The organism is Nostoc spongiaeforme FACHB-130 (genome assembly GCF_014698475.1).
Classification (GTDB): domain Bacteria; phylum Cyanobacteriota; class Cyanobacteriia; order Cyanobacteriales; family Nostocaceae; genus Nostoc_B; species Nostoc_B spongiaeforme.
Window position 1 is genome coordinate 51,972 of the sequence record NZ_JACJTB010000022.1, and the last position, 12,133, is coordinate 64,104.

General features: G+C 36.0%; 8 protein-coding genes. All 8 read right to left on the minus strand.

The annotated features are described in order from the left end of the window. Positions 1-104: 104 nt before the first annotated feature. Positions 105-1,580: an ABC transporter ATP-binding protein/permease gene (locus tag H6G74_RS17005; RefSeq protein ID WP_190968786.1), complete on the minus strand. Its 1,476-nt coding sequence runs from the start codon at positions 1,578-1,580 to the stop codon at positions 105-107. Between the two features lie 22 nt (positions 1,581-1,602). Continuing rightward, entirely contained in the window at positions 1,603-1,905 is a 303-nt protein-coding gene (locus tag H6G74_RS17010; protein ID WP_190968787.1) for a hypothetical protein, read from the minus strand. A gap of 57 nt (positions 1,906-1,962) precedes the next feature. After that, positions 1,963-3,225, minus strand: a complete 1,263-nt coding sequence (locus tag H6G74_RS17015) for an Ig-like domain-containing protein (protein ID WP_206756990.1) — start codon at positions 3,223-3,225, stop codon at positions 1,963-1,965. A gap of 400 nt (positions 3,226-3,625) precedes the next feature. Beyond that, positions 3,626-4,048 carry an EVE domain-containing protein gene (locus tag H6G74_RS17020; RefSeq protein ID WP_190968789.1) on the minus strand — a complete coding sequence of 141 codons (423 nt, stop codon included), beginning with the start codon at positions 4,046-4,048 and terminating at the stop codon, positions 3,626-3,628. A 34-nt stretch (positions 4,049-4,082) separates the two neighbouring features. After that, complete coding sequence (locus tag H6G74_RS17025; RefSeq protein ID WP_190968790.1) at positions 4,083-5,438, minus strand: NurA domain-containing protein; 1,356 nt, start codon at positions 5,436-5,438, stop codon at positions 4,083-4,085. Between the two features lie 15 nt (positions 5,439-5,453). Then, the gene (locus H6G74_RS17030) at positions 5,454-7,481 is read right to left on the minus strand and encodes an ATP-binding protein (protein ID WP_190968791.1); all 2,028 of its coding nucleotides are present in this window, start codon (positions 7,479-7,481) and stop codon (positions 5,454-5,456) included. A 66-nt stretch (positions 7,482-7,547) separates the two neighbouring features. Then, entirely contained in the window at positions 7,548-10,181 is a 2,634-nt protein-coding gene (locus tag H6G74_RS17035) for a TnsA endonuclease N-terminal domain-containing protein (protein WP_190968792.1), read from the minus strand. Further along, entirely contained in the window at positions 10,174-12,132 is a 1,959-nt protein-coding gene (locus tag H6G74_RS17040; protein WP_190968793.1) for a site-specific DNA-methyltransferase, read from the minus strand. The genes H6G74_RS17035 and H6G74_RS17040 overlap by 8 nt, the downstream gene beginning before the upstream one ends. Between the last annotated feature and the right edge of the window lies 1 nt (position 12,133).

Sequence of the window (12,133 nt, forward strand, 5' to 3'; positions counted from 1 at the left end):
TACGCAGCAGGCGTGAGAATCATTATGGTATTTGTTTACGCATTGTATAATTGCAATATTTATTACTTATTAATCTAAGACGCTGAGAATTTATTGATGTCATATCAACTGATTGCACGATTGCGCTGATATGCCCAGATTGCCAGAAAACTAGTAATACATATACTCCAGGCAAACCATTCTAGATGTATCGCTAGATAAGTATTGTAAAATTCAGAAGCTTGTAGATGCCCTGCCCAAATTAAAATTTGAGCGTAGTGATAAAAGGGTGAGAAGGGGATTAAATTCTGTAACCACTCTGGCATTCCAGGTAATGGTATACTACCAGAACTAAACATAGCCAGACCAATAATAAATGCACTGACTAAAGAAATAATATTTGCCTCCAATATATAACCAATAAAGAAACCAAAGATGGCAAAAGGAATAATCCCTAAAATTAGGCTAAAGAATAATATTACCCAGTTTAAAAAAGGTTGATTAATACCAACTTTGAATATTCCCAAGCTAAACATTAAGCTTATGCCTAAAGTAGAGATAATAAAAGCAATAACAACTTTTGAGGTTAAATATATCCAAGCTGGTAAAGGAGTGATTCTGAGCAGTTTAATCCACCCTTGTTTACGCTCATTTGCAATTTGTATACTAAGCGTTTGAATTGCAACTATAAGCAGGGTGATAGTTGCAAGACCTATCATATAAGATATAGCATTTGGATCATTTCTTGGGATAAGTGCTATAACGCTATATAATGCCAACATACTTAGCAAAAATCCAGGTTGACGAATTAATTTTAATAACTCTACCTTTGTCTGACCAAACAACATAGATAATAAATGTAATGCTTTGGCAACAGGGTTTTCAAAATGAGAGCAATTATCTGTAGTTACTAGTGATGACTGTTGAATTTGTTCAAACCTTTCAGTACGAGTTTCTTGAATCTGCCCATTACTAAGTGTCAAAGTTCGAGTGGCTAAATCAGATATAGCATCTGCATCTGATTCAATATGACTAACTAGCAGAATAGTTTTTCCTTCATTCGTAAAATCTCGTATTTGCTGTAGAACTCTAGCCCGTGCTTGAGGATCTAGCCCTGTAGTTGGCTCGTCTAAAATTAACAACTCAGGATTACCTGCAATTGCTAGTGCAAAATAAAGCGATCTTTCTTCTCCTCCACTTAGCTTGTCAGAAGAAGCCCAACTATAGCGTTTATGCTCTAATTTACTTCTCGTTAGCAGTTCTTGAACAGAATATGATTTTAGATAAAAACTCCGAATAAGATTAATAGTTTCCTCAACTTTCAAACTTTCTGGCGCTCTAGTTTTTTGTAACATTAAACCGAGCTTAAGCTTAGATTCTGGTTGCTCAGGAGAGTAATTAAAAACTGTAACTGTACCTGATTCAGGCATTTGTAAACCTAATATTAGGTTAATTAAAGTTGTTTTTCCTGCTCCCATTTCACCTTTGAGGATAATGAATTCGCCAGCTTGGATAGACAGGTTAACATTATCTAGAATTTTACGCTGCTTTCCACTTTCCTCAAAAGATTTAGTAACATTCTTAAGTTCAACGATATTCATGAGTAATAATCCTAAAAACTTTTTAGAGCCAAAATCTAAGAGCAACCCAAGCAAGTACACCTACAACTGCTGCTGGGGCCAAAGGAGTACCAAAAACTGCTGTCAGAGAAATAGTTGTTAAAAATCCAACAATAATTGTTGAAAGCTCGTATCCAGTTTTATGAATGTCAGGTTGGCAGGAAATACTAAACCAGCAATCAGAATGGGAGCTAATCAAGTAGATAATACTAGCTGCAAAAGCTAGAATCACAATAATTCTAATTAAATCTGTTGAAATAATAGAGCTTGATTGAGAGTTTTGATTTGAATTGTCTTGGGAGTTCATGATTGTGCCTTAAACGACATGAAATTTCAAAAGTCAAGAGAAAAGTCAAGATAATACTCAACGGCAAAAGAATGGGTCTACCGCTTGCCAATTATGTATTCCTGTAGCTGTTGCTGAACCTAAAGCTATAGCGGCTGGTAAGGGTACACCAACTAATGTTGCTCCAGCAGTTACAATTGAGCCAGTACTAATAGCAAGCCAATCTATTCCTCTAGGAATTTTGAGCTTAATACTTGCGCTTTGGTCAGAGTTTTGTGTTGAAGTAGCAATAATTTGTACTTCCCCTTTAGATTTTGCAGTTACAAAACCGTCGCTATCAACAGTTGCAATTTGGTCATTACTAGAAGACCAATATACAGTCTTATCAATCGAGCCTATACCTTTAACTGTCGAACACAATTTAGCTGTATTGTTAATGTCAAGCTCAAGTTGTTTAGGATACACAGCAATATAATTAACAATCGCTGGCAAAACCTCTAACTGAATTAGTGCTTTTTTACTATTATTTTGGTTAGATATTGCTGTAATCGTGACACTGCCAGGTGACATTGCCTCTAATTCTGCTGTGTGTCCGTGTCCAAGAATTATTGCTACATCTGAATTGCTAGAAGACCAAGTAATATCTTCGCTATCACTTCCTAACCCTATAACTGTTGCAGATATTGTCTTAATTTCTCCGACTCTCCAATCATTGATTGGTTCATTATCATTAATAATGACTTCATCAATAATGACATTATGAGAAATTTTAAGTTTAGTACTTATACTTTTGTGACTATCTTCTTTGGAAACCGCTTGAATAGTAGTTTCACCTTGGGCAACAGCTTGAACTAAACCACTGTTATCAACAGTAGCAATTTCTTTGTTAGCGGATGACCAATTAACCCTAGTATCAAAGCTACCAAAACCATTAACCTTAGAGATTAATGTTCGAGTTTGACCTACCTCAAGTGCAAGACTTTTAGGTTGAATTTCAATATTGGTAATACCTTCCACCAAAAAGTTAACAGTGTCACTTTTAGTTTTGTCTTTTTTAGAAGTTGCTGTAATCCTTACTGTACCAGGGGCAACTGCAATAATTTGTCCTAGAGAATTAACCCCTGCAACTTTTTCATTACTTGAAATCCATTTTACTCCTCGATCTACTGCTCTTGCATTTCTAAGTTCATTTTTGAGTTGTACATCAGCTTTAAGTTGTAGTGACTTTCCTACTTTTAAATTTAATTCTTTAGGGCTGACAGTGACTTTCTCAATAGGGCAGCGATCTCCTCCCCAGTTTACCAAAGGAAAACAAGAATGTTGTATATTCCAAGTCTGCATTAGGATTAAGGGTGTCCACAGCAAAACTAGGATGAGAAACAAATGTCGTGATAGAAACTTAAGAACACTGTGAGCAGTCTTTTTCCCATCCTGTTGATTGACAAGTTCAATCAAATTCGTATGAAAAGCATTCATGATAGTTCAGTAGTAAAGTAGATACATACTTGCTTTCTTATATTTCCCAAATTATAGTTATGATTAACAAAATGATGAAATTAATTTAGTAAGTAGAAAATTAAACAGAGCAATTATACTAACAATGATCATTTTTATGATTTCTTCATTTAGAGTCACTAATTTGTATTCTTTACTTTTATATATAATTTATATTTTTAATACATATTAAAAATATAAATTATGCTTAATTATCTATTCTCTAGCTAATAATTTAAAACAATAACTATCCTTTCAACTCGTGTACACGTTGCCATTCTTGCTGTGTAATCTTGTAATTTGTGGCGTTCGGCTGACGAATTACAATCAAATTTTTCAATACAGGATCAAGCTTGAGGTCTTCGCGTAGCAGTGGCTTTTCTATCAACTTGCTAGTAAAGCGAATCTTGCTACAAGGTGTTACACCAATACGGCTGCTATCTATCCAGTAGCCAATGTCAGGAGGGTTAGTGATAATCTTAGGGGATTCAGTAATCTCTGCGATCGCATATATCCCAGCCTTATCCCCAGATTTCCAAATCAGTACTCCATCACCAGCAACCATGTCCTTTGCATAGCGCGTTGCCAGCCACGGCATCTGCTCAAAGTCGCGGATACCTTCAATGATGCGGTAATACTTGGGGTTGCCTTGAAATAGCCAGTATGCCATTACTTTTCACTTTTTAACTTGCAAGATATGATTTTTATTTACCAATTGCTTGACTAGCAAATTTTTGAAGTATACGTTGACTTGGATGAGCAGAGAGACTGACCAATTTATTGACAAGAGCTACAGGGAAAAGTGCAGAGTCATACATATCACAGTGGAGAGCCTCTACATTTGCCAATATTACTTGTAAATTTGGTAAATCATTTTCAGTAGGAGTCTTTTTGAGTTCTCTAACTGGTACTGAAACAATGTGCATCTGTCCACCACGAGTTTTAAAAATAACCTTATGTCCGTAGTTGCTAGTAGAGGCATACGGACGGCTGGGATCTCCTGCTCCGGGTAAGATGTATCGATATATGTATTCATCTGTTAAGATTACAGCTTCGCCAAAGTTTAAAGTTTTTTGGATTTCATGAGCGTGATCTACAAATGCACCACTTTTTTCCAAACCAGCAAGAAGAATATTCTGTTTATTCAAAAGCCAGTTTATTAGATCACGCATTGGTCTATGTAAACCAGCTGTCTGACCAAAAAAGCCTGTTGAACCGTCTTTGATAAAAAAGATTTTTTTCAGTATATCAGGCTGAGTGTTAAATAACTGGCGAATCAAATGAATAATAATGATATGTTCAATCACATTTACTAGATAACCTAATATTCCACCAGCCCCTGTTTCCTCATCAATAAGTTCATTTAAACGAAAAATATCCGTCAAATAAATTATTCCTCCTGTCTCTGGACAAGGGAAGGTGTAATCTTTACTCATGTTTTTCTCTGATAAAGTAACTGGATTACCAGTTGGGCTGAGAGGATTGGTAGCTAAAAGCCAGTTTTTATCTTCTTCAGTTCTTTGTCCTCCTTTATAACGACGAAAAACAAACCATGCTAAAGTATCAATTAAACTTTTACTTTCATCTAATGTATTTTTAGTAAAAAATTCAAAAATAGTTTTTAAAACACTTCCTTGAAGCGTATTTTCATCTTTTAGACGAATATTTTTAGTAGGCAATGCTAGTTTAAGCCTGTTAATATTCTTGAGTTTTACCATGTCTTCTGGCGCAATAAAAGCACTAGAATCAATCTGAATTAAATCTTCCTGTTTAAAAAATAATGCACCAAATTGTAAAAAATGGATACTCCGAGAGGGGAAATCCTTATCTAAAATAGCTTCAGTATAGCCTCCATCCACGGCTATAATTGCTTCAACCGGATTATTATCAGGTGGTGTAAAGTTAAAAATTAAATCTGATAAGGGAATATCTTCTGCACGAGGTGGTATGTAAATACGTTCCATCAATGCTTGCACCTCTGAATCATTAATGAGGTGATGATGAGATGCTTTACTTGCAGCCTCAAACGGACGACGGTTACTTTTACTAGAATAGCCCATACACTTTTTATACTATTAAGTAGCTGATATTTCTTCTGGCGGAAAACGGTCGATTTGAACAGGAATTACAAATGGATTACTGTAAGTTTTCATCCGCACAAATCCCTTATCTGTATTTTGGCTAAAGCGAATTAAGCTTTCAGTAAAATCGCTAAAATCATAATATTTTCGCAATTCTTTAATCTCATCTTCATTATTAAGATGCGAAATAAACCAGTTTTGAGTTGCTTTCAAGATGTTGCTACTAATAGAGCTAACTTCTTGAGTTGCATAGATAAGTCCTAAATTAAGTTTTGCTCCTTCCTTTGCCAAACGGTTATAAATTTGAGATAAATCTTTGTCCTCTTTTTTAGGAAAAAGGTTATGAGCTTCTTCAAAGTAAAATTGAATAAAATTATTAGGACGAGTACTGGTAAAACGACTAATTGCATCTGCAAAAATGCGTCTGCAAATTCTTTCACTAAACATCCGTTGAATTTCAGGATTTCCCAGTGACAAGTCAACAATTACAATCTTGCCTTGTCTCAAGTTATTTAATATATCTTGATCAAAAGGTTCCTGAAGTGTGCTGGTGTGTTGTTCAATTACTGGTTTAAAAATTCTGAACCCTGAGCAATTAGCTCCTCCACCAGATTTACTTTTACGAGTAAGCATCACTAACAGGGCTTTTAAATCTTCATCAGCCCATTCGCGCTGGTTTTTTTGTCTGTAGTTACTAAAAGCAGAATCACTATCATAAATCTCCCATAGTGATTCCCACCAATTAGCCGCATCCTCAAGTGAAATACCCTTACTAGGATCAACGCCAGAACTAACAGCATTACGAACTTCCAAATTTGCACTAAATTTTACTTGAAAATTAGGTGGTGCTTGAAAACCTGCTCGATGCAGACAACAAAGATAAACAGCAATTCTGCGGTCATGGCGAGTAGAAGCTGATCCATTTGTATCGTAATCTTCTGGTCGGGTCAAATCTACTGCTTTAAAATTTGTTACGAACCGAGTATTATCATCAGTAATTGTTGGATAACTTCTTATTAGATCAAATCCATTTTCAATTTCATTATAGAAATTAACTTTCATTTCTAAAAAATCAGGCTTTGGTACAGTTGAGTATCTAACAGTTTGCTCCCGATATAAATCAAAAATAGCTGTACCTTGGTCTTGTAAGTTAGGGTTAGCATACTCTCCATTAATATCAAATATTATTTGACCAATAGGATATTTAGGATTGTTATCTTCTGTAAAAGGTTTTAGGATTTCATCAGGATTTTCTTGATTTTTATCTAGTTGAAAAGTTGCGTTGCTACTCATTTCAACGCAAGCTTGAATTATCTTCTTAACTGTATTTGATTTACCCGTTCTGGTCATCCCAAATAAAGCAGTTCTTTTACCTGCGAAATCAGGAGCTTGAACGTATACAGGAACGTCCGCTTCATCTTGCTGGAATCGGCGACTAGAACTGTAGCGAACTTTGCCAATTTTTATATCGCCCACTCCACCAGGAGAGCCATTTTCTCTATAGTTAACGATGTATTTCAAGACATCTATAGATGGCTTAACAACTGAATAATTGTGTGCGCTATAAAAGTTTTCTAAATCTGCACCGAAACGGGTTTTACCTGCATTGTCAGTATAAAAAGACCCAAGTACGCTACATTCGAGTCCGCTAAAAGAAAATTCATAGCGAGTGAACGTATCTAACTGAGATCGTTGATTAGTACCTGTACGTATGTTGTCTTTGTAGTATTCAACCATACTACTGATGACTTCCTGATCCGTCGGTAGTTTTGTCGGCTGGATTACGCGAAGTAAAATTGCTTCAGCATTCGTAGGATCATCCAAGTCATTGTCATAATAAGCTAGTAAGAAACATCCTTGTGGAATACCATTAGCTCTTTGTTTCCACGCATCAGCCACGAGAATTTCTGCCTTGCTGTAACTTAAACGAAAAGGGCGACCAACAAAAAGACCTGTCTCCCACTCTCCATCTTTACTACGTTTAAAAAGGTTGACTTGTGTAAGTTGTCTACTAATGCTCATAATGCTTTTGCTATTTGAGTGTTTGAGTGGAAAATCCAAATTGGATCAAGGGTCGCCCTTCTGTTATTAAGTAAATAACGAGATGTAATGTCCACTATCTGCTTCACTACCTGCGATAATTTTGTATGTCATCTGACTTGCAGTAGCCATTTGTTCAGCAAACTGTTTCTTAGCTTGTACTACAGGGTCTTCAATTTTGTTATCACCTTTGACTTCAACAATTACATAAGAATCATCTTCTTTTTGGAAAAGGAAATCAGGATAATACTTTCTAACAGAATGTGAGTCTGGATCAATGTACTCGATATAAAAATCAGATTGACCATGTGTAAGCATTCCAGTAAAGTAAATTGTTTTTACTCTACCTTCTCTTAACAAACTCCAGAACAGTGTACGTTCTGGGCTTGAATCAAAACAATAAGTATCAAGGTGAAAGCTTTTGGCTGCATAACTACCAACTTCTTCTCGCTTTACTATTAAGTCTTTATTGGCACTGAATGTATATCCTTCACTTGAAAGTTTTACTAGTTCTACTTCGTATTCTTCAGTTGATTCTTCCTGGTCAATTTCATAAAATTCTTTAAATAAATGAGGAATAACCCAGTCGTAGAGTAGTTCATTATATTCATTGACTGACTCCAGAATTTTTTCTATTCCTTCTTGAGTTGTAGCTAGAACATTCTCAATGAATATGCACGACTTATTGAGATAACGAGAAATTTCTGCAACTAAAGTTAATTCGCTGAATTTTCTCTTCTGTCTTACAACAGTTAAATCTGCTGTTTTAACTTTACTTCTAGAAGCATCTTTGAGAGAAATGCCTTCTTGTTCAGTGTGAATTATTTTGTAACCTTTAAGTAGGTCTTCAGGGATATTATCTAGTTTAAGGTTAATCCCACTAACAAGATTTTTCTCCTTAATTTCAAATTGTCTACGAACTCTTCGCAGCTTGATTTTTACAGGTGGTGGGACTGGATGAACTTTTACAGTTTCCTTATCTTTACCAATGTCTCCTATTTCTTGAATGCTGATACGGAAGTTTTGTTGTAACTCGTTTTCTAGAATTACTTTGTTATCTTCGCTTAAATACACTTGTCCTGTTTGTTGACCTTCGCCAATTGCACGCAGACAGCGCATAGTAGCCTGTAGCACAAATATTTTTGATTTGGGCTGACGGAATAAGGCAACACCAAACAGTGAACGACAGTTCCAACCTTCACGACCTTTGTTAACTAGCAAAATGAACTGTTTCTCTGATTCAGGTGTATCTAGGCGATTAAACTCACGAATATCATCGTTGGTTGTAAGTTTTTCATCTCCGACGTTGACGAGAATAGAACTACTAGGAATATTGTGCTTGGCTAAAGCTTGTTCAACTGAGGGGCGTAGTTCTTTCTGAAGTTCTTCAATAGTGGCAGCAAAGAATGCTATTTTGGGCAGCATACCTTCATACCGTTGATTAGAATTGTGTTTAAGGAAGTCTGCGATCGCAATTTCGATAAATTCATTGCTGCGGCTATTTGTATAGCTGTTGATTCTGACTTTTTTGAGAAAGCCCTTATCAATTGCTTCCCTCAAACCATAAGCATAAACCACTTCAGGTAATACTTCTTTACCAACGTAGGGTGTACCCGTGTAGTTGTAACACGCTACTACATGAGTTCCTGCTCGTTCTAGGCTGGCCGCCAGCTCATCAACTGTTAACCGTAGACTTGTGGCAGTTTGCTTAATTCCCATATCATTGGCTAACTGATTACCAAAAGCATGGTGCGCTTCATCAATGTAAATTCCCAGCTGCTCAATGCGTCTTAGCTTCTCAAAGCGTTGGTTACTTGTCAGGGAATCTTCATCATCCGGTTGGTCAAAACCGTAAAGGTCAGCATTTTGGGCATAAACACTATCTGCCTGATAGTCAGGCTTACCACTGCCCATTAGCTTCTCTATGGGTGTTTTTTCCTTGTGCTGACGTTTGAGAATAATTTTTTGCGTATTGGAGATAATGACGTTAAAACGAGACTTATCTAAAACAGTAAGCGTTGCCCCAGCTTCATCAAGAAAGTGGAATTGAAGATGACTAACAAGGAAATTGACATATTCTGGTGGTACTACCTTTGTCATGTCAAAGGTTTGAATTTCTCGTAATGACTGGAGAACAGTTTTATCTGGAGCGAAAACAAGGGCATTGTGGCAATATTTTTTGTCTTTAGGCCATTTATTAGCGAGAATAAACTCATAGAAAATGCAAGTTGCCATGAGGATAGTTTTACCTGTTCCCATCGTCAAAGCAAAGATGTAGTTGGAATAAGTACGGGCATAAGAACGCATTCTCTCAAATACCGCTTCGTACTTTTCTTTGGAAGCTTCCTTGAGTATATCTAACTGAATTTGTCCAGAACGCTCTGCAATTGTACGTCCCTCAAACTTACCTGTATTATCCGCCCACTCCTTAAAGATTTCATGCACAGCTGCATTGTCTAAATACTCTTTCAAGAAGACGTAGATTTCTAAGGCTTCAAACTGGGGTTGACGCAGAAAAGCTTTAGGGTTATTTTCAGGGTCGTTATAGTCTAAAAATCTTTTGGTTAAGCTTCGGTAGTGGTTACGGATACTCCCTCGATTTGCTTTATAAAAGTTATGCAGATGGGTAAAGAAAGCAAAATCCAGGTTAACATTTTTGGAGGTTTTTTTAGGTTTAGCCATGTTGCACCTCCTTAATAAGAGATTCGGAAAGTAAATCAGTAATTTTCACAGCGATTGTTCCAGCGTCATCAGGAATTTTATATCTGCCTTGCACCAATTCATTCCTATCAGGAATGTCTACTTCTTTGGGTTCTAAAACTGCCCCGTCATAGTTCCAATCAATCATGATGGATTCTACAAGTTCTCGCCAATCTTCTACATTTTCTTGCTGAAGGCTGAGTTTTTGTAGCAAGTTCATAGGGTAGAACTTCTCAATTACAAGGTATTGTTTTTGGATAGTAAGTTTTGCGTCTGAGTCTCGTTTAAACTCCAGGTTAGATTTGTCCCGCAGAACGTCTACTACTTCAACATCAATCTTGAAGGGACGAGTCTCTTTCTCAAGCTGACCTTTAAGGTCAGGTTCATGACCCATGCAAATAAGGGTGATTTTTTCAACAGGTTTGTTAGGATGTTCTGCTTGACGTTTTTCAAAGGCTTTATAGTCAAACCCAGCAATTAATTCATTGAGATCAGCGCGAGTAGCAATACGGTTGACGGGCATAATTTTTATCATCCGCCCATCTTTTTCGCCATCAAATAAGTTACCTTTCTCTAGGGGGTTGACTTCTAATGCTTCTAGTAATAATTCCTTAGCTTGAACGGGATTGCGGAATACATCGTAGTGATTGACATTGTAGACCTCAAAACCTGTGTAGTAAGTAGTGGGTTCTTCTTCGCTAACTTCTAACTCTTGCTGTTGATTTTGTTGATTGAGTTCGGATGCGATCGCTAATAGGCGTTTGGTAGTAATTTGTACAGCACCTAAGTTAATATCTGCACCAATAAAGCGGCGGCCGAGTTTCATAGCTACAGCTTGGGTTGTTCCACTTCCCATGAAGCAGTCAAAAACTATATCATCTTCATTTGAAAATATTTTTATAATTCTTTCTAGCAATTCAATAGGTTTTTGAGTTGGATATTTAGTGTCTTCTAGAGCTTGTGAGTTTAGGGGTCTTATGTCATCCCATAAACTTTGTACTGGTTTTCCTTCTGTCTCATCAAGAAATTGTTTTCTTTGAATTCTTTGATTTTTATCTCTTGGAAAATAAAGTTTTCCTTGCTTATCCCATTCTTCCATTTTTTCTCTTGAAAAAGACCAGCCATTTTCTGGAGGTTTGTATCCTTTATATTCATAAATGAGGCTTGGGCTATATGAGGGGCTTGTAATTGCATGAAGTCTGTATTTTCTTCCATTTTCTTCATAAACAAATTTAGATTTTATATAAGGATTATCTACCTCATAAGGTATGTATTCTTGGTTAAAACTATAATTTTCACTATTTTTTGCATATACAAATATGCTATCTGTAGATGCTCCAAGCTTTTTTGATTGATTTAAAATACCAGTGCGACGTTTCCAGACAATTTCATTAATTATATTAATCTGCCCAAATATTTCGTCTAACAAACATCGTAAATAATGGCTTTTTCTATAATCAATATGTAAACAGATTATGCCATTATCGGCTAACAGTTCTCTAATTAATATTAATCTTTCATACATGAACTGTAGATACTCATCTTTAGTCCAAATATCTGTGTATTGCTTTTCTTCAAAAGCCGTCTGGTCATTTGTAAATTGTTTGCCTTTTAAACTGATCTTTTTCTTATAATCAGCCTTGGAATCAAACGGCGGATCAATATATATTAAATTAACTTTACCTCTAAATTCTTTCAATAAATGACTCATAACCTGAAGATTATCACCCCAAAAAATTCTATTTATCCAGCTATTAACTTTATCCCCATGTCTTTCTCTTGATTGAGCAGGATAATACTGCGTAGAATTAAAAGGACGTTTGCCTTTCCAATGCAGCATTGGATATCCTTTAATCGGCTCAAATTTATAATCTTCAATATTCTGAATTTTCTGATTATTAGGCACATCAATTAATATCTGCTGTTGACTCATA

Bases quoted from the DNA above. Each gene is read 5' to 3' on its own strand.
- H6G74_RS17025 (WP_190968790.1), bottom strand. From the start codon at position 5,438: ATGGGCTATTCTAGTAAAAGTAACCGTCGTCCGTTTGAGGCTGCAAGT.
- H6G74_RS17040 (WP_190968793.1), bottom strand. From the start codon at position 12,132: ATGAGTCAACAGCAGATATTAATTGATGTGCCTAATAATCAGAAAATT.
- H6G74_RS17015 (WP_206756990.1), bottom strand. From the start codon at position 3,225: ATGCAGACTTGGAATATACAACATTCTTGTTTTCCTTTGGTAAACTGG.
- H6G74_RS17035 (WP_190968792.1), bottom strand. From the start codon at position 10,181: ATGGCTAAACCTAAAAAAACCTCCAAAAATGTTAACCTGGATTTTGCT.
- H6G74_RS17020 (WP_190968789.1), bottom strand. From the start codon at position 4,048: ATGGCATACTGGCTATTTCAAGGCAACCCCAAGTATTACCGCATCATT.
- H6G74_RS17010 (WP_190968787.1), bottom strand. From the start codon at position 1,905: ATGAACTCCCAAGACAATTCAAATCAAAACTCTCAATCAAGCTCTATT.
- H6G74_RS17030 (WP_190968791.1), bottom strand. From the start codon at position 7,481: ATGAGCATTAGTAGACAACTTACACAAGTCAACCTTTTTAAACGTAGT.
- H6G74_RS17005 (WP_190968786.1), bottom strand. From the start codon at position 1,580: ATGAATATCGTTGAACTTAAGAATGTTACTAAATCTTTTGAGGAAAGT.